This is a genomic window from Nevskiales bacterium (assembly GCA_035574475.1).
Classification (GTDB): Bacteria; Pseudomonadota; Gammaproteobacteria; order Nevskiales; family DATLYR01; genus DATLYR01.
This window is the reverse complement of record DATLYR010000024.1, coordinates 1-18,144: the sequence shown is the minus strand read 5'-3', so window position 1 is coordinate 18,144 and position 18,144 is coordinate 1. Positions and strand designations below refer to the sequence as shown.

At 66.0% G+C, this 18,144-nt stretch carries 20 protein-coding genes; 15 read left to right on the top strand and 5 right to left on the bottom strand.

Features of this window, described 5'->3' with window-relative positions:
* Positions 1 to 342: hypothetical protein (locus VNJ47_01420; protein ID HXG27493.1), on the top strand; the 342-nt coding region annotated here is incomplete at its 5' end.
* 71 nt (positions 343 to 413) lie between these two features.
* On the top strand, positions 414 to 1,118 hold the full coding sequence (locus VNJ47_01415; GenBank protein HXG27492.1) for a hypothetical protein: 705 nt from the start codon (positions 414 to 416) through the stop codon (positions 1,116 to 1,118).
* Here the strand turns inward: VNJ47_01415 and VNJ47_01410 are convergent.
* From VNJ47_01410 to VNJ47_01400, 3 genes are read right to left on the bottom strand one after another with little or no spacing between them, the layout of a single operon-like run.
* Positions 1,046 to 1,249, bottom strand: a complete 204-nt coding sequence (locus VNJ47_01410) for a hypothetical protein (GenBank protein ID HXG27491.1) — start codon at positions 1,247 to 1,249, stop codon at positions 1,046 to 1,048. The genes VNJ47_01415 and VNJ47_01410 overlap by 73 nt on opposite strands.
* 59 nt (positions 1,250 to 1,308) lie before the next feature.
* The gene (locus VNJ47_01405) at positions 1,309 to 1,569 is read right to left on the bottom strand and encodes a hypothetical protein (protein HXG27490.1); all 261 of its coding nucleotides are present in this window, start codon (positions 1,567 to 1,569) and stop codon (positions 1,309 to 1,311) included.
* 30 nt (positions 1,570 to 1,599) lie between these two features.
* Positions 1,600 to 2,619, bottom strand: coding sequence for an AraC family transcriptional regulator (locus tag VNJ47_01400; GenBank protein HXG27489.1), 1,020 nt, complete (start codon positions 2,617 to 2,619; stop codon positions 1,600 to 1,602).
* Positions 2,620 to 2,776: 157 nt separating this feature from the next.
* On the opposite strand from VNJ47_01400, the gene VNJ47_01395 reads away from it, so the two are divergent.
* From VNJ47_01395 to VNJ47_01355, 9 genes are all read left to right on the top strand, one after another.
* Entirely contained in the window at positions 2,777 to 3,271 is a 495-nt protein-coding gene (locus VNJ47_01395) for a hypothetical protein (protein ID HXG27488.1), read from the top strand.
* Between the two features lie 59 nt (positions 3,272 to 3,330).
* A complete protein-coding gene (locus tag VNJ47_01390) occupies positions 3,331 to 4,611 on the top strand; it encodes an acetyl-CoA C-acetyltransferase (GenBank protein ID HXG27487.1) in 1,281 nt (426 codons plus the stop codon).
* 120 nt (positions 4,612 to 4,731) lie between these two features.
* A complete protein-coding gene (locus tag VNJ47_01385; GenBank protein HXG27486.1) occupies positions 4,732 to 6,060 on the top strand; it encodes an acyl-CoA dehydrogenase family protein in 1,329 nt (442 codons plus the stop codon).
* 10 nt (positions 6,061 to 6,070) lie between these two features.
* On the top strand, positions 6,071 to 7,276 hold the full coding sequence (locus tag VNJ47_01380; GenBank protein ID HXG27485.1) for an acyl-CoA dehydrogenase family protein: 1,206 nt from the start codon (positions 6,071 to 6,073) through the stop codon (positions 7,274 to 7,276).
* A gap of 182 nt (positions 7,277 to 7,458) precedes the next feature.
* Entirely contained in the window at positions 7,459 to 8,205 is a 747-nt protein-coding gene (locus VNJ47_01375) for an electron transfer flavoprotein subunit beta/FixA family protein (protein ID HXG27484.1), read from the top strand.
* A gap of 124 nt (positions 8,206 to 8,329) precedes the next feature.
* A complete protein-coding gene (locus tag VNJ47_01370; protein HXG27483.1) occupies positions 8,330 to 9,271 on the top strand; it encodes an electron transfer flavoprotein subunit alpha/FixB family protein in 942 nt (313 codons plus the stop codon).
* Between the two features lie 180 nt (positions 9,272 to 9,451).
* Positions 9,452 to 11,509 (top strand): DUF1302 domain-containing protein, encoded by a 2,058-nt coding sequence (locus VNJ47_01365; GenBank protein ID HXG27482.1) that lies wholly within the window; start codon positions 9,452 to 9,454, stop codon positions 11,507 to 11,509.
* Positions 11,510 to 11,617: 108 nt separating this feature from the next.
* On the top strand, positions 11,618 to 12,565 hold the full coding sequence (locus VNJ47_01360) for a response regulator (GenBank protein HXG27481.1): 948 nt from the start codon (positions 11,618 to 11,620) through the stop codon (positions 12,563 to 12,565).
* Between the two features lie 296 nt (positions 12,566 to 12,861).
* Positions 12,862 to 13,266, top strand: a complete 405-nt coding sequence (locus VNJ47_01355) for a hypothetical protein (GenBank protein ID HXG27480.1) — start codon at positions 12,862 to 12,864, stop codon at positions 13,264 to 13,266.
* 188 nt (positions 13,267 to 13,454) lie between these two features.
* On the opposite strand, the gene VNJ47_01350 is transcribed toward VNJ47_01355, so the two are convergent.
* A complete protein-coding gene (locus tag VNJ47_01350) occupies positions 13,455 to 14,207 on the bottom strand; it encodes a glutathione S-transferase N-terminal domain-containing protein (protein ID HXG27479.1) in 753 nt (250 codons plus the stop codon).
* 92 nt (positions 14,208 to 14,299) lie between these two features.
* Here VNJ47_01350 and VNJ47_01345 point away from each other — a divergent pair, with 92 nt between their 5' ends.
* Genes VNJ47_01345 through VNJ47_01335 form a run of 3 tightly spaced genes read left to right on the top strand, consistent with a single transcriptional unit; the run spans position 14,300 to position 16,786 of the window.
* Positions 14,300 to 14,662, top strand: coding sequence for a rhodanese-like domain-containing protein (locus VNJ47_01345; protein ID HXG27478.1), 363 nt, complete (start codon positions 14,300 to 14,302; stop codon positions 14,660 to 14,662).
* Positions 14,663 to 14,714: 52 nt separating this feature from the next.
* Positions 14,715 to 16,061 (top strand): MFS transporter, encoded by a 1,347-nt coding sequence (locus VNJ47_01340; protein HXG27477.1) that lies wholly within the window; start codon positions 14,715 to 14,717, stop codon positions 16,059 to 16,061.
* Positions 16,058 to 16,786, top strand: a complete 729-nt coding sequence (locus tag VNJ47_01335) for an N-acetylmuramoyl-L-alanine amidase (protein HXG27476.1) — start codon at positions 16,058 to 16,060, stop codon at positions 16,784 to 16,786. The genes VNJ47_01340 and VNJ47_01335 overlap by 4 nt, the downstream gene beginning before the upstream one ends.
* 35 nt (positions 16,787 to 16,821) lie before the next feature.
* On the opposite strand, the gene tesB is transcribed toward VNJ47_01335, so the two are convergent.
* Entirely contained in the window at positions 16,822 to 17,703 is an 882-nt protein-coding gene (tesB, locus tag VNJ47_01330; protein HXG27475.1) for an acyl-CoA thioesterase II, read from the bottom strand.
* A 112-nt stretch (positions 17,704 to 17,815) separates the two neighbouring features.
* Between tesB and VNJ47_01325 the strand changes: the two genes are divergently transcribed.
* On the top strand, positions 17,816 to 18,144 hold a 329-nt coding region (locus VNJ47_01325; protein HXG27474.1), incomplete at its 3' end, for a hypothetical protein.

Below are 18,144 nucleotides of genomic sequence, written 5' to 3'. Positions count from 1 at the left end.
CTCGCTTCGCTCGGCCCGCCGCTGAACGCCGGTGTTAGATGGCATATGGACTGGTCTAGAGAGCCGTTGGGCGACTTCTTCCGCTACAAAGTTCTGCGCACGCCTGACGGGCTTGTTTGGGTCGTGAGCTCAGTACTGTGCATGCCGGCCGGGGTTTGGTTCTGGATCTCGTCGGGGCATTTTCGCAGCGGTATGCTCTATCTGCTCTGGCCATTGCTTTCTTTCTTGTTCTATATCTTCTTCGAGCCACTTTCCAGGACGCGTGTAAGGTTATTGGCCCTCGCAGCTGTTGCCGTCCTTTGCACGTTGCCCCTTCTTCAGGTTGCGCTCCGTGCCGTCTAACTACTGCGCGCTCGAATTCGTTCGCTGCGCTCACTGCGACGCCGCTACGCGGCGCGCTTCGGTTCGGCGACATGTTTCCTGAAGTCATCCGACAGGAGTGGTTGCTCCTTACATTCCGGAATTCCCGCATTGATCTCAGGCGTCACAAAATGGCGTTTCTTGGCTTTGCGATCGTGGCTACCTGGCTAGCGGGGATTGGTCGTTATTGGGATCATCCAAGCGCGCATTGGTGGCAATACGCGGGTTTGGGCTCAATAGTCTATGTGGGAGTCTTGTCTTTGCTGCTTTGGGTACTGATCCTCCCGCTGCGCCCTAAGCACTGGAGTTTTCTGTCCGTATATGTCTTTGTCGGGCTTACCGCTCCGCCAGCATGGTTATACGCAATTCCAGTTGAGCGATTCATGCCGCTGGAAACGGCCATCAAAGCCAACATGGTGTTTTTGCTATTTGTTGCGACTTGGCGAGTGGCTCTCTATGGATTGTTTCTTCGCCGTGCAGCTGGCCTTACGGGCTTCGCGTGGCTTGCGGCCCTGTTTCTTCCGCTGGCGCTAATCGTCAACGCGCTTACCATGCTCAATCTTGAGCATGCGGTGTTCGAGATCATGGGTGGTTTGAGAGAGCGAACGGCTTCAGACGGTGCGTACTTCGTGGTGATTATGCTCACGTTGATTTCGTACATTGTGTCCCCGGCACTTCTTGCTTGCTACGCCATAGGTTGTGTCCGGGCATGGAAACATAACGTGGTGCTTAAGAAGGACGCCGCTGACGTGGCGTAACCCACTGCCTGTTTCTTCGCTTTCTCCTTTTCCTGCCGGTACTGCACCGGCGTCATGCCCGCCCAGCGGCGGAAGGCGCGGTAGAAGGTGCTGACCTCGGCGTAGTCGTTTAGATAAGCGATGCGGTTGATAGACCGCAGGCGCCAGCCAAGAAACTGGGGATCAGAGCGGTGAACCTAGTTACGGCTGATCAGTCTTCCGTGGCATTGCACCACTGTGCCATCAGTCGCTTGATCTGGGTCTGGTAGGGCACGCCCGCGGCCGCCGCCTTGAGTTTGAATAAACGCAATAGCGGATCAGGCACGCGTAGGCTGATGGGCGTGCTCTGCTGCGGCTGCTGCGCGGCAGCGTGCAGAAGACGGAAATCCTCCAGAAACTGCAGCCTCTGCTCCAGCGTCAGCTTCGAGCAGTAGGCCAGATACTCGTCGCTGAAATGCTGCACGGCTTTCATTTGGCCAACTGATATTTCAGTTGTTCGGTTTCAGGCCCTTTGGGTCTTCTGCCGCTGCTTTTCCTGCCGGTACTGCACCGGCGTCATGCCCGCCCAGCGGCGGAAGGCGCGGTAGAAGGTGCTGACCTCGGCGAAGCCGGTCAGGTACACGATCCGGTCGATGGGTTCGTCGGTGCCGGCGAGCAGGCGCTTGGCCATGTTGAAGCGGAAATTGCCCAGCACCTGGTTGAAGCTGGTGCCGGCGCGCGCCAGCTCCTGGCGCAGCCGCCGCGGCGTGCGGCCGAGCGCCTTGGCCACGCTTTCCAGGTCGCAGGTCTGGTATTCCAGACCCTGCGCCAGCACGCGCTTGACCTCGTCCACCACGTCGCGGCTCTGCAGCTTGTTGAGCTGGCGGCTGGCCAGTTCCTCGTGCACGCGCAGCAGCTCGGGCTCGGCGTGCGGCGAGGGCCGGTCAAGTAGTGCGCGGTCGAAATAGATCAGGGTTTCAGGGCTTTCGAACTCCACCGGGCAGCCGAACACTCTGGCGTACTCGGCGGGATCCTTCGGCGTCGGCGCACGCAGGCAGATGCGGATCGGCTGCGCGGCACCATCGGTCACGCTCTTGCAGAACTCGATCAGGCCATGGGTGATGCAGACCTCGGTGTGGCGCAGCACCGGGTGGTTGAACTGGGTGATGGCCAGCGCGACGCGCGCAGGCCCGTCGCCCTCCTCATGCAGGTTGCCCGTGAACGCATCGCTGAACAGGCGCGAGTAGCGCATCGCGCGCTTGCAGCCCTCGCGGAAGGTCGGGCTGCTGAGGAACAGGTACTCAAACACGTCGCCGCGGTAGGTCGGGATGTGCGGCGCCAGGTGCAGGCCGATGTCCGGATCGCCGGTGACGGCCTCGACCGCCTCCCAGAACGCGATCTGCGCGTCGTGCGGCGTGCGCAGTTCGGGCTTGTTGAGGTTCTCGGGCTTGAAGCCGATCTGGAAATAAACGGCATTCGTGTCCACGCCGGCACGTTGCATGGCCGTGTGGATGTAGCTGATGAGCCGCCCCGAATCCTTCATAAGTATTTGATTCTTATGTAAGCATCGTTTTGCCCACAGCCCCCAGTTTGCCCATTTGACAGGCGGCTGTCACCTGCAGGCCATAGTCGCGCGCGCGCTCGCACGGCAATTTACGCAGCAGGATAACCAGAACGCATTTCCGGGAGCCGCGCAGTCCATGAACGTCGAGATCGAGATCGAGCGCAGCGTCACCGTGCCGGTGGCCTATGCCCAGGCCCAGGCCCTGCTGCACGACGTGGAGAACACCATCCGGCTGTTTCCCAAGCTGCGCAAGCTGACGCGGCAGAAGGACGGCTCCTACCTGTGGGAGCTGGCGCCGATCGGCTCCAAGGTGGCGAACATCTCGCACGAGGTCAGCTTCGCCGCCAAGTTCCTGGTGGACCCGCAGGAAGGCCTGGTGCACTGGAAGCCGGTCAAAGGCAAGGGCAACGCGCGCATCGAGGGCCGCCTGCAGCTGCGCCCGCACGGTTCGGCCAGCGCCATGAGCCTGCGTGTCAACGGCGACCTGTACGATGTGCCGGTGCCGCTGATGTTCCGGCTGGTCGCGCCGCCCTTCATCCAGGGCAAGTTCGCGGCGCTGGTCGAGCGCTATTTCTTCAAGCTGGGCGAATCGCTGGGCCTGCCGGACGAGGCGATCCGCGGCCTGGCCTGAACCCATCACGGCGGCGGATTGCCCGCCGCCCGTCCAGTCCCACACCTGGAGCTGCAAGCATGAAACCCTACGGCCGCAAGGTCGCCATCGTCGGCGCCAACCGCATCCCCTTCGCGCGGTCCAACACCGCCTACGCGAAGCTCTCCAACAAGACCATGCTCACCGACACGCTGCGCGGGCTGGTGGAGAAGTACGCCCTGCAGGGCGAGTTGCTGGGCGAGGTCGCCGGCGGCGCGGTGCTCAAGCATTCGCGCGACTGGAACCTGGTGCGCGAGTGCGTGCTCGGCTCCGGCCTGTCGCCCTACACGCCGGCCTATGACATCCAGCAGGCCTGCGGCACGGGGCTGGAAGCGACCATCCTGGTCGCCAACAAGATCGCCCTGGGCCAGATCGAGGCCGGCATCGCCTGCGGCTCGGACACCACCTCGGACGCGCCGATCGCGGTCAACCCCGGCCTGCAGCGCGCGCTGATGGAGGCGAACGGTGCGAAAACCAAGGCCGCCAAGCTCAAGGCCGCGGCCAAGCTGCTGAATCCCAAGTTCCTGATTCCGGAGATCCCGAGCAATTCCGAGCCGCGCACGCGCAAGTCCATGGGCCAGCATGCCGAGATCACGGCGCAACGCATGGGCATCACGCGGCAAGCGCAGGACGAGCTGGCGCTGGCCAGCCACCAGAACCTCGCCAAGGCCTATGCGGCCGGGTTCTTCAAGGATCTGGTGATGCCCTACCACGGTCTGGACCGCGACAACAATCTGCGCGCCGACGCCACGCTGGAGAAGATGGCCAAGCTGGGCCCGGCCTTCGACAAGCACAAGGGCACGATCACCGCGGCGAACGCCTCGACCCTCACCGACGGCGCCTCGGCCGTGCTGCTGGCGTCCGAAGACTGGGCGAAGAAAAAGGGCCTGCCGATCCTGGCGTATTTCTCCTACGCCGAGACTGCCGCGGTGGATTTCATCGACGAACGCGAGGGCCTGCTGATGGCGCCGGCCTACGCCGTCCCGCGCATGCTGCAGAAGGCCGGGCTTCAGCTTCAGGATTTCGACTTCTACGAGATCCACGAGGCCTTCGCCGCGGTGGTGCTGTGCACGCTGGCGGCCTGGGAGTCGGAGGACTTCTGCAGGAACAAGCTGGGCCTGCCCCGGGCGCTGGGCAAGATCGACCGCAGCAAGCTCAACGTGAAGGGCAGCTCGATCGCCACCGGCCATCCCTTCGCCGCCACCGGCGCGCGCGTGGTGGCGACGCTGGCCAAGACCCTGAGCGAGGCCGGCCGCGGCCGCGGGCTGATCTCGATCTGCGCCGCCGGCGGGCAGGGCGTGACGGCCATACTGGAACGTTGAGCCCGAATGGGCGCTAAGGATCTTTATGGCTTGCTGTCATTCCGGCGTAAGCCGGAATCCAGCGACTTGAAAGGCACTGGACCCCGACCTGCGCCGGGGTGACGGAATAGGGGCACAAGCATGACCACCGCATCTGCGCACAAGCGCGACATCATGGGCTTCGGCCTGGCGCTGCTCAACCGCTTCGCCGGCTGGCCGCTGATCGACAGGCTCGGCCTGCGCAAGGCCAGCGAGCGAGTCGTGTATCAGGCGACCAAGGCCGGTTTCCGCACCGCCGGTGCCCTGAGCCGCGCCTTCAAGGCCACGCAGAAGTTGGCCGGGCCGGCGCGGCTGGCGAAGGGCGCCCCGCGCGAGCTGTTCGACCTGACGCCCACCGACGAGCAGCAGATGATGCGCGAGAGCGTGCAACGCTTCGCCGCGGAGCAGCTACGCCCCGCCGCAGCCAAGGCCAACGAGGCCTGCGCCGCACCGCCCGAGCTGCTGGCCGGCAGCCTCGATCTGGGCCTGCATCTGCTGGGCGTACCGGAGGCGCTCGGCGGCGCCGGCAGCGAGCGCTCGGTGATGACCAACGTGCTGGTGGCCGAGGCCATGGCCCAGGGCGACATGGGCCTGGCCGTGGCCTGCCTGGCACCGCTGGCGGTCAGCCAGGCGCTGGTGGAATGGGGCAACGCCGAGCAGCAATCCACCTACCTGCCGGCCTTCACCGGCGAGACAGTCCCCGCGGCGGCGCTGGCGCTGCTGGAGCCGCGGCCGCTGTTCGATCCATTGCTGCTCGATACCAAGGCCCGCGCGGCCGGTGACGGCTACGTCCTGAGCGGCGTGAAGTCGCTGGCGCCGCGTGCGCACGAGGCCGAGCTGTTCGTCATCGCCGCCGAACTCGAGGGCAAGGGCCCGGCGCTTTTCCTGGTCGAATCTTCCAGCGCGGGCCTCAGCGTCGAGGCCGAGCCCTCGATGGGGCTGCGCGCCGCGAGCCTGGGCCGGGTGATTCTCGAGGACGTGAAACTGCCGCGCCGCGCGCTCTTGGGCGAGGCCAGCGCCGAGACCTATGCCGAATGCCTGCGGCTGTCGCGCCTGGCCTGGTGCAGCCTCGCGGTCGGCACCGCGCAGGCGGTGCTCGACTACGTGATTCCCTACGTCAACGAGCGCGTGGCTTTTGGCGAGCCGATCTCGCACCGCCAGTCGGTGGCCTTCATGGTGGCCAATATCGCCATCGAGCTGGAAGGCATGCGCCTGGCGACCTGGCGCGCCGCGAGCCGCGCCGAGCAGGGCAAGCCATACGCGCGCGAGGTGGCGCTGGCGCGGCGGCTGTGCGCGGAGCGCGGCATGCAGATCGGCAACGACGGCGTGCAGCTGCTCGGCGGCCACGGCTTCGTCAAGGAACATCCGGTCGAGCGCTGGTACCGCGATTTGCGCGCGGTGGGCGTGATGGAAGGCGGGCTGCTGGTCTAGGAGTGCGAACATGATCAACCTGGAAGTCCCCAAGAAATTCACCATGCTGGTGCGCCAGGCGCGCCAGGTGGCGAACGAGATCTTCCGCGCCAACTCGCGCAAGTACGACCTGGCCGAGCACGCCTATCCGAAGGAGCTGGACATGCTCTCGGCCCTGCTCGACGGCATGAACGCCTCGGGCGAGAGCGGCGCCGGCGCCGCCGGCGTGCGCCGCGACAACGGCAACGGCGAGGGCAACAAGAACGGCAGCAACCTGTCCACCGCGCTCGGCACCATGGAGCTGTGCTGGGGCGACGTCGGCCTGCTGCTGTCCATGCCGCGCCAGGGCCTGGGCAATGCCGCCATCGCCTCGGTGGCCAACGAGGAACAGCTGGAGCGCTTCAAGGGCTGCTGGGCCGGCATGGCGATCACCGAGCCGCACTGCGGCTCGGACTCCGCCGCCATCCGCACCACCGCGGTTAAGGACGGCGACCACTACGTGCTGAACGGCGAGAAGATCTTCGTCACCGCCGGCGGGCGCTGCGATGCGGTGGTGGTCTGGGCCACGCTGGACCGCAACGCCGGCCGTGCCGCGATCAAGTCCTTCGTCGTGCCCAAGGGCACGCCGGGCATGGAAGTGGTACGCCTCGAGCACAAGCTCGGCATCCGCGCCTCCGACACGGCTACCATTCGCCTCGACAACTGCCGCGTGCCGGCGGCGAATCTGCTCGGCAGCCCCGAGGTGAATGTCGAGAAGGGCTTCGCCGGCGTGATGCAGACCTTCGACAACACCCGCCCGCTGGTGGCGGCGATGGCGGTGGGCCTGGCGCGCGCGGCGCTGGAGGAGAGCCGGCGCCTGCTGGAGCAGGCCGGCATCACGATCGACTACGACCGGCCGGCCCAGGCCCAGCACGCCGCGGCTGCGGCCTGGCTGCAGATGGAGGCGGACTGGGAAGCGGCCTGGCTGCTGACCTTGCAGGCGGCCTGGATGGCGGACAACCGCAAGCCCAACTCGCTGCAGGCCTCCATGGCCAAGGCCAAGGCCGGCCGGGTCGGCACCGAGATCGCCCTGCGCTGCGTGGAGTTGTGCGGAAGCCTCGGATACAGCGAGAATAACCTGCTCGAGAAATGGGCCCGGGACGCCAAGATCCTGGACATTTTCGAAGGCACCCAGCAGATCCAGCTGCTGATCATCGCCCGCCGGTTGTTAGGGAAAACGTCGCAGGAACTGAAGTAACTTAAGAAGTTGGGGGCTGACTTGTTCCGTCACCCCGGCGAAGGCCGGGGTCCAGGGCCTTGAAAGTCGCTGGATTCCGGCTGGAGCCTGCCCCGGAATGCTTAAATCCGGGGTCGGAATGACGACAAGATTTCAGTTTTGAAGATTCTCTGGTTTGGTTCTCAATTGTTGGAGACGACCGCATGAAAGTTCTGGTCAGCGTCAAACGAGTGGTTGACTACAACGTCCGCATCCAGGTCAAGAGCGACGGCTCCGGCGTGGTCACCGACGGCGTCAAGATGAGCATGAACCCCTTCGATGAGATCGCGCTGGAAGAAGCCATGCGCATGAAGGAGAAGGGCGTCGCCACCGAGGTCGTGGCCGTCACCATCGGCGAGGCCAAGTGCGAGGAGCAGCTGCGCACCGCGCTGGCCTTCGGCGCCGACCGCGCCATCCACATCAAGACCGACGGCGCCGTGCAGCCGCTGACCGCCGCCCGCGCGCTGGCCGCGCTGGTCAAGAAGGAGGGCGCGCAGATCCTGCTCACCGGCAAGCAGGCGATCGACGACGACAACAACCAGACCGGCCAGATGACCGCCGCGCTGCTGGACTGCGCCCAGGCCACCTTCGCCTCCAAGATCGAAGTGTCCGGCAACAAGGCCACCGTGACGCGCGAAGTGGATGCCGGACTGGAGACGCTGGAAGTGGACCTGCCCGCGGTGATCACCACCGACCTGCGCCTGAACGAGCCGCGCTACCTCAAGCTGCCGGACATCATGAAGGCCAAGAAGAAGCCGATCGAGGCGACGGATCTGGCCGCCCTGGGTGTGCAGCCGGTGACGGGCGTCAAGACCGTCAAGACCGCGCCGCCGGCGCCGCGCGCCGCCGGCATCAAGGTCAAGACGGTGGACGAACTGATCGCCAAGCTGAAGGAGAAGGGGCTCGTTTGAGAACCTGTGAAGAACGCGAAGCACCATTCATTCCGTCATACCGGCGAAAGCGGTATCCAGCGACTCGAAAGGCACTGGATTCCGGCCTGCGCCGGGATGACAAGAACGCAGAAAGGACATTCGTATGAGCAAGATTCTGGTGATTGCCGAGCACAGCGACGGCAAGCTCAACTCCAGCACCGCGCGCGCGGTCAACTGCGCGTCCAAGATCGGCGGCGAGATCCACGTCGTCGTGCTGGCCGCCGACCCGGCCGGGCCGGCGGCGGAGGCCGCGCAGCTCGCCGGCGTAGCCAAGGTGCTGACCGTGGCCAACGCCGCCAACGCCAACCCGCTGGCCGCGGTGCTGGCGCCGCAGATCGCCCAGCTGGCCAGGTCCGGCGGCTACAGCCACGTGCTGTCGCCCAACACGACCTTCGGCAAGGACCTCGCGCCGCGCGTCGCCGCGCTACTGGGCGTCGGCCAGGTCACCGACATCATGGCGGTGCACGGCCCGCACAGCTTCGACCGGCCGATCTACGCCGGCAACGCCATCACCACGGTCGAGGCCCCGGCCGGCGAGATTCTGGTCGGCACCGTGCGCAGCGCCTCCTGGCCGGCGGCCGGTACCGGCGGTTCCGCGGCGGTGGAAGCCGCCAGCGTGGACGCCGCGCTGCCCACACACACGCGTTACGTCGGCCTCAAGAAGGAAGGCGGTGACCGTCCCGACCTGCAGTCGGCGCGCAAGGTGGTGTCCGGCGGCCGCGGCGTGGGCAGCGCCGACAACTTCAAGATCATCTACTCGCTGGCCGACAAGCTCGGCGCCGCGGTCGGCGCCTCGCGCGCGGCGGTGGACTCGGGCTACTGCCCGAACGACATGCAGGTCGGCCAGACCGGCAAGATCATCGCGCCCGAGCTGTACATCGCGGTCGGCATCTCGGGCGCGATCCAGCACCTGGCCGGCATCAAGGACGCCGGCACCATCGTCGCGATCAATTCCGACCCCGACGCCGCCATCTTCGAGGTGGCGGACCTGGGCCTGGTCGGCGACCTGTTCAAGATTCTCCCGGAGCTCGAGGCCAAGCTCTGATTCTTGGCGGGTTCCGCGCACGCATGCCCCGGTTCTGCCGGGGCATGTCGTTTTTAGCCCCTTTGACAGGCTGTTGCCGGCCATGGGCCAATGCGGCGCCGGTAGCCCCGGGCTAAGTTCGGCCGGTTGACGGATAAATCGAGCCGGCGCAGCCGGCCTGCGGGTGCGAGGGAGGGTTCCATGCGTATGGTTCTGCGCGGCGCCGGCGTTCTGCTGATGGCCTGCAGTGGTCCGGCCCTGGCGCTGGATTACAGCTGGGGCGATCTCAACCTCACGCTCAACAACCGTATCAGCGTCGGTGCGGCCTTTCGCATGGAAGAGCGCGATGATGACCTCATCGGCAAGCTCAACGTGCCCGGGCAGCAGGACCTTTGCACAGCCGACGACTGCATGTCGCTCAGCGGCGATCCCGGGCCCAATCAGCGCCTGGTGAACGCCAAGGGTGCGTTCGTTGGACATGCGGCCGACGACGGTAACCTGAACTACGACCAGTACGATGTCGTGGCCGCCGCCAGCAAACTGACCTCGGAGCTTTCGCTAAGCTGGGGCAACTGGCAATTCAAGGCGCGCGGCATTGCCTTCTACGACAGCGAGAACCGCGGCCGTAAAGACTTCCATACCAATACCCGTTTTCAGCCGGCCCGAACCCCGCGCAGCAGCGTCATCGAGAGCGAACTGGGCCGCGACATCGATCTGTATGACGCCTTTGTCAGCAGCGCCTTCCAGTTCGGCGAGCGTGCCGTATCGGTTTCCGTCGGCAAGCAGATTCTGCGCTGGGGCGAGAGCAACTTCATTGCGCTGAACTCGCTGTCCGAGATCAATCCGCCCGATGAGAACCGGCTCTATCTGCCGGGCAGCCAGATCAACGAGATTTTCCAGCCGGTGCCGCTGCTGTTGGTTTCGGCCGACGTCGTGCCGAATGTGGCCGCCGAATTTTTCTACCAGTATGGCTGGCGCAGGGTGCGTCCGGCCGCCGCAGGCGGCTTTTTCTCCTACCTCGAAGTGGGCGGCCTTGCCGACACCGCCCTGCTGGGTCTCGGCCAGTTTTCGGAAGACCCGGAGGGGCAGTATGTGCCGGCCGGCGCGGCCAGCTTGATTACCAGTGCCTCGCGCACGGCGCAGGTGGTGCGCGGCATCGGCGAGCCGGAAGACGGCGGTCAGTACGGGCTGCGCGTGAACTACTTTGCGGAGCAACTCAACGGCGGTACCGAGTTCGGCTTTTATGCCATGAACTATCACAGCCGTCTGCCCTACCAGAGCGCGATTGCGGCGCAGGACTCCTGCATGCGCGACTCGGCCAACTTCGTCGTGGCGTTCGTGGACTGCGCCGGTTTCAACGGCGCCCTGAACCCTGGCGTCGGAGAGGAGCCGCTGCCGGTGGATACGCTGAAGATTTTTCTGGAGTACCCCGAGGATATCCGGTTGTATGGGGTCAGCTTCAACACCAATCTCGGCAGCTGGTCGCTGGCGGGCGAATACGCTTATCGCCCCAATCTGCCGGTGCAGGTGTCCATCCCCGATGTCATTTTCACCGGCCTGCAGCCGGCCTTCCCGCGCCAGGATGTTCCCGCCGGTATCGGGCCGATCAGCATCGGCACCATCCCCGGGGCGCGCAGTGCCGTACCGGCATTCCTCAACGTGTACCGCGGTGTCGAAATCAACGGTGGCGATGTCGTATCCGGCTTCGAGCGTCTCAAGGTCGGGCAGCTGGGCATGACTGCCATTCGCACCATCTCCAGCAGCAATCCGATCGGCGCCGACCAGATCATCCTCCTGGTCGAGGCCGGAGCCACGCACGTGCTGGATATGCCAGACCGCGACGAACTGCAGTTCGAAGGGGGCTTGTTCCACATCAACAGCCATGCCAGCCCTGGCGCCGACGGCAGCGGCCTGCCCAACGGCACGCCCGACCCGCGCCGTCTGAATCCCACGCAACAGACCGAGGGCTTCGCCGACGATTTCGCCTGGGGTTACCGGCTGGTGTCGCGACTCGAGTACAACGACGTCATCGAGGGCATCAACTTCAAGCCGACGCTGGGCTTCTTTCACGATGTGGACGGCATTGGCGTGTTCCCGGCGCAGAATTTCATCGAAGGCCGCAAACAGTTCCTGGTCGGCACCGAGTTCGACCTCGAAGGCGGCTGGTCGGGGAATGTGTTCTACCAGGGCAGCACCGGCCGGCTTGCGCCGTTCCGCGATCGCGATTTTCTCAGTTTCAGCCTGTCCTATACGTTCTGAGGCAATGCGGCCCGGGACGCGGCTGGCGGCGGGCGCCGCGATCGCTTATAACTGGACGGCCAGTCAGGCCTGAGCAACGGCGCACAGACGCCGATACGGGGAGACCGCATGACCGACCAGCCCGCGCGCAAGCCCTGCGTGCTCTTCGTGGACGACGAGCCGCGCATCCTCAACACGATGCGCATTCTGTTCCGCCGCAGCTACGACGTGCTCACCGCCACCAGCGGCGCCGAGGCGCTGGCACTGCTGCGCCAGCACACGGTGGATGTCGTGGTCAGCGACCAGCGGATGCCGGAGATGACCGGCATCGAGCTGCTGCGCCTGGTGCGCGACCTGCAGCCCAACGCCATGCGCGTACTGCTGACCGGCTATTCCGAGCTGAATGCGATCATCGGCTCGATCAACGAGGGCGAGATCTTCCGCTTCGTCAGCAAGCCGTGGTCGAACGAGGAACTGCAGGACACGCTTGCCAAGGCAGTGGATGCGGCCAGAGTGGATTACGCCAGTCTGGTGGCCGGTGCCAGGCTGGGCGAGGTCGGCGATGACGCCATGGCCGCAGAGGATGCGCCGGGCGTACTGATCCTGGACAGCGACCCCGGCAGCCGACTGAGCCTGCAGAACATGCTCAAGAAGGACTTTCCCGAGGTCCACACCGCCGGCAACGTGGCCGAGTGCGCACAGCTGCTGCTGGAGCACCCGAACATCGGCGTGCTGGTGACCGAGGCGTATGTGCAGGGCAAGCCGGTGACCAGCCTGCTGGCCCTGCTCAAGCAGTACCAGCCGCAGCTGGTGTCGGTGGTGGTCACCGACCGTGCCGACGCCAACAACGCGATCGCGATGATCAACCACGGTCAGGTCTACCGCTTCCTGCTCAAGCCCCTGCGCGAGGGCATGGCCAAGATCAACGTGGTCTCGGCCCTGCGCCACCACCAGGTGCTGAGCCGCAATCCCGAACTGGCCAACCGCCATCGCGTCGAGCAACTGCAGCCGGAGCCGGAGCAGCTGGGGCTGCTGGCACGCCTGCGTCAGCGGGTCTTTTCTAGACCGGGCGCCTGAATAACCACTACCCGTAGTGGCATGGACTTGACTTTGCCACAATAGGTTGATAAAAAGCTGGCAACTCTCTCCGCAAGGAGGGCCTGCCATGCCTGCTTACCGACCCTGCCCGCGGGCACCTCGCCAGCACCCAGACGCCACCGATCCGCGGCACCGATGGCCCAACCGGGCCGGTTGCGGGCTGCAACCGTTTCGTCATGGACGGCGGGCAGACTGACCCGCCGTTTTTTCGTTCGGCAACACCCCGGGCCCACGTACGACCTCAGCCGGAGGTCGGCATCAGGGAGGGACCTGAGATGAAACCGAAACAGCCCCGTGCATTCTTGTCGAGTCTGGTCAGCTTTTGTCTGTTGGCGCCGGCCTGGGCCAGCGAAGATGTGACGGCCTCACGCGTGCTGGTGGTCACGGCCACCGCCTACAACTCGGTGCCGGAGCAGACCGACGACGATCCCGACATCGCCGCCTGGGGCGACCGTCTCGAACCCGGTACGAAGAGCATCGCCGTGTCGCGCGACCTGCTGGAGAAGGGACTCAAGCGGCATGCCCGGGTGCGCATCCACGGCCTGCCCGGTGAATACGTGGTGCTGGACAAGATGCACCAGCGCTGGGAGAACCGCATCGACATCTACATGGGCGAGGACGTCCGCGCCGCGCGCCACTTCGGCAAGCGCAAGGTCAGAATCTACGTGACCGGGATATAGGGGGCTCTGATCAATTCCCTTCATCGTTCCGGCGCAAGCCGGAATCCAGCGACTTTCAAAACTCTGGACCCCGGCTTTCGCCGGGGTGACGAACTGATCAGAGTTTCCCTAGTGTCCTGAAAAATTCGGCGAATTCGCATCCCCCTCTGCCGTTTGCGGGAGAGGGGCCTAGGACGCGGCACACCGCCTCAGATGGCATAGGTCTCAAGCAAATACCTGCGAATGTCGGCCGACTCGAACATCGCCGTGCCGGTATTCGGGTCGATCAGATAGGGCACCTGCTGGCGGCCGGTCAGCTCATACAGCCGCAGCCGGTTGCGTCCCCGGATCGGGCGGTCCTTGAAGAAGGTCGTGCGCACTTCGGGCGGGCCGAGCTGTTGCCACTCGGCCTTGCCGGTGTTGCGCAGGACATAGGGCAGCTCCAGTTCGCACAGGGTTTCGCGCACCAGGCGCGAGTACGGGCTGGATTCGAAACTGTACAGCTCCAGCGGCTGCTCCGCTGCCCGGGACGCACGGGCCTTGAGCCCCCGCGGCCAGCGTGCGCCGGAGGCGAGGCTGGCCGTGGCGACCTGCAGGGCGCGCAGGCCCTTCGGCGCCGCGCGCCCGCGGTAGGTCCGCCACAGGTAGTCGATGATGTCGGCCGACTCGTACAGTTGCGTGCCGGTATTCGGGTCCACCAGGAAGGGGAACTGGCATTTGCCGCCCAGCGCCTGCATGACCGGCCGGTAACGCGTGCCGCCGCGCGGGCAGGGGTAGATCAGCGCGTCGAGGTCGAGCTCGGTGAGCGTCTCGCGCACCAGCCGGCAGAAGGGGCAATCCTCGATGTCGTACAGTTCGAGCAGCCGTTCGGGCTGGCGCGTGTGCGCGGAGGCCATGGTGCCGCGCCACCCGCGCAGGGTGCTGGCGAGGATCGAGGCGGTCACGTCAAGACGGCGTCGCATTGGTGCGGCTCGCGGGCGGAAAGAGGCGCATGATAACGTGGTGCGACGCGCACTGCGCTAATATCGCCGCAGGGTATAGCCGGAGTCCCCGTATGAGCCATTCCCCCGCCTTTCTCAAGCTGGTCGACGAGGCCCGCAAACGCATCCGCGAGATCCAGGCCCATGAGCTGCCGTCCGCACTGCAGCGCGAGCCGGGGGCGCTGATCGACGTACGCGAGGAAAGCGAGTACGCCGCCGGGCACTTGCGCGGCGCCGAGCACATCGGCAAGGGCGTGATCGAGCGCGACATCGAATCGAAGCACCCGGACCGCAACGAAACCCTGTACCTGTACTGCGGCGGCGGCTTCCGATCGGCGCTGGCCAGCGACGCACTGCGGCAAATGGGCTATAAGAACGTGGTCAACGTGGATGGCGGCTGGCGCGCGCTGAAGGACATCATGCCGGTCGAAAAGTAACAGCCGGCGCCCTGGGTGGGCCGGGCACACAACAACGAAAGGAGGAGGGCGCATGAACGCACAGGGGCAGCCGCGTCACAGCTTGGCCTACGCCTGGTATGTGGTCGCCGTGCTGATGGTGGCCTATGTGTTTTCCTTCATCGACCGGCAGATCCTGAACCTGCTGGTCGGCCCGATCCGCGCCGACCTCGGCATCAGCGACACGCAGATGAGCCTGCTGATGGGCTTCTCCTTCGCGCTCTTCTACACCATCTGCGGTATCCCGCTCGGACGGCTGGCGGACTCGAAGAGCCGCCGCACGATCATCGCGGCGGGGATTTTCTTCTGGAGCCTGATGACCGCGGCCTGCGGCACCGCGAAATCCTACTGGCAGTTCTTCCTGTACCGCATGGGCGTGGGTGTCGGCGAGGCCACGCTGTCGCCCTCGGCCTATTCGCTGATCGCCGACTACTTCCCCAAGGAAAGCCGCGCCACCGCCATCAGCGTGTACTCGATGGGCATCTACATCGGCTCCGGGCTGGCCTTCCTGCTCGGCGGGCTGGTGATCCAGTTTGCAGGCCAGGATGACGTCCTGTTGCCGCTGGTGGGGGCGACGCGGCCCTGGCAGCTGATCTTCTTCATCCTCGGCATCGCCGGCATCCTGTTCGCCTTCGCCATGTACACGGTGCGCGAGCCGGCGCGGCAGGGGCTCAGCGGTGCCACCGCCGGCGTGCCGCTCGGCACGGTGTTCGCCTATATGAAGCAGAACCGCCGCGCCGTGCTGTGCCACAACTTCGGCTTCGCGCTGATGGCCTTCACCGCCTATGGCGCCGCCGCCTGGGTCCCGACCTTCTTCATCCGCCATCACGGCTGGACCGCGGCCCAGATCGGCGTGGCCTATGGGACGGTGATCATGATCTTCGGTACCTTCGGCATCGTCGCCGGCGGCCGGCTGTCGGACTGGCTGGCGCGGCGCGGCCATGAGGACGCCAACATGCGCGTGGGCCTGCTGGCGGCGGTCTGCGGCATCCCCTCCGGCATCGCCTTCCCGCTGGTACCGGACGCCAACCTGGCGGTGGCCATGGTGGCGATCTCGACGGTATTCCTCAGCATGCCCTTCGGCGTGGCGCCGGCCGCGGTGCAGGAGATGATGCCCAACGACATGCGCGGCCAGGCCTCGGCCGTGTACCTGTTCGTGGTGAATCTCATCGGCCTCGGTGTCGGCCCGACCGCGGTGGCGCTGGCCACCGACTACGTGTTCAGGAACGACGCCGCCGTCGGCTACTCGCTGCTGCTGGTGGGCTCGGTGGCGCAGGCCGGCGCCCTGTTGCTGCTGTGGGCCGGCCTGGCGCCATACCGCCGCACGCTGGCGAACCTGCGCGACTGGCTGGACAGCCGCCGGGGAGCGGCGTCCGCTTGAGGGCCCTGCTCCTGGGTTTGCTGCTGGCCGGCGGCAGTGTCGCCGCGCAGGCGGCCTGCGAGCGCGACGAGTTCGTGCTGGCGATCGATGTCGGTCACTCGGTGCGCAGCCCCGGCGCCACCAGCGCGCGCGGCGTGCCGGAGTATGTTTTCAACAAGAACCTGGCCGGGCGCCTCCTGGCCGCGGCGCACAAGCGCGGCTTTGACGAGGCCTTCATCGTCAACGACGGTGACGCGGTACTGCACCTGACCGAGCGCACCGAACTGGCCGACGACATGGACGCGGACCTGTTCATTTCCATCCACCACGATTCCATGCCGGCCAAGTATTTGACCCGCTGGACCTACCAGGGCGTGTCGCTGCGCTATGGTGACCAGTTCCGCGGCCATTCCATCTTTTACTCCGAAGACAACGACGAGCCGGCGCTGAGCCGCGAGTTCGCCAGTCTGCTCGGCCAGGAACTGCGCGCACGCAAGCTCGTGCCCACGCTGCATCATGACGGCTATCGCGGCCGCCGCCTGGTGGACGAGGATCTCGGCATCTATCGCTTCAACAAGCTGATCGTGCTGCATTCGGCCGACATGCCGGCGGTACTGTTCGAGGCCGGCGTGATCCTCAACCGCGAGGAGGAACTGCTGCTGGCCAGCGAGCAGCACCAGGACCTGCTCATCGACGGTATCCTCGCCGCGGTGGAGCGGTACTGCGACAAGCACCACGACGACTGACCGCGCTGCGCGCGCGACGCTGGCCCGGTCTGGCCTTACTGTTCGTGGCCGCCGGCGAGCGACAGGTCCCGCATCAGGCTCTCCTGCGCTACCGAAGCCACCAGCAGGCCGTCGCGGTTGTAGATCAGCCCGCGGCTCAAGCCCCGCGCGCCCTGCGCGCCGGGGCTGTCCATCGCATACAGCAGCCAGTCGTCCGCGCGGCAATCGTGGTGGAACCACAACACGTGATCGAGACTCGCGCAGATCATATTGGGCTGCAGGTAACTCACGCCATGCGGCAGCATGGCGGTGTTGAGCAGGTTGAAGTCGGTGGCGTAGGTGAGGACGCACTGGTGCAGGACAGGATCGTCCGGCAGGCGGCCGGCGGCGCGGAACCAGATGCACTGCCGCGGCTCGGTCTTCGCCGGCGTGAAGGGATCCACCGGGCTGACCGGCTTGAACTCGATCGCCAGCTCGCGCAGATAGCCGGGGCGCAGCTTCTCCGGGCAGCGGTCCGCGGTCCGGCGGCGCAGCTCGGCCTGCGTGGGCAGACCCTCGGGCGCCGGAACGGCCGGCATCGGGAACTGGTGCTCGTGGCCCGGCTCGCGCACCTGGTAGGACACCATCATGCTGAAGATCGGCTCGCCGTGCTGCACCGCCTTGACCCGGCGTGTGGTGAAGCTGCGCCCGTCACGGATGCGCTCCACCTCGTAGACGATCGGCGCGGCCATGTCACCGGGGCGCAGGAAATAGGCGTGCAATGAATGTGCGCGCCGCTCGGCGCTCACCGTACGCGTGGCGGCCATCAGCGCCTGGCCCAGCACCTGGCCGCCGAACACGCTCTTGCCGCCGAGATCGCGGCTCTGCCCCCGGAACAGGTTGACCTCGAGGGGCTCCAGTGCCAGCACCTGCAGCAGGTCCTGCAGCATCTGGTTCATGGCTGGCGGCTTGGTTTCCATGGGGTACAGGTCCGTTTCATAATGGCTGCAGTGCCAGCAGGAGAGAATCGCTATGACGGCGCAGGCGGCCCGCTCGGGCCCGCAACAAGGCGTGAATGATAAACGAGACACCGACGGCGTGCGGATGCTGCGCGAGGACGAGGTGCACGTCGCGCGCCCGCCGCTGTGGCTGCTGCTGGCGGAGAGTCGCGTCGGCGCCGAGTTCGTCGCCTACCTGCTCAGTCAGCCCTGGCTCGGACGGCTGCCGCGCGGCGACGGCCAGCCGGTGCTGGTGGTACCGGGCTTCGGTGCCACCGACACCTCGACCCTGCCGCTGCGGCGTGTGCTGCGCCGGCTGGGCTATGCCGCACACGGCTGGGAGCTGGGCCGCAACCTCGGCATGCGCGCGCCCGTGAAACATGCGCTCGGCCGCAGCCTGGA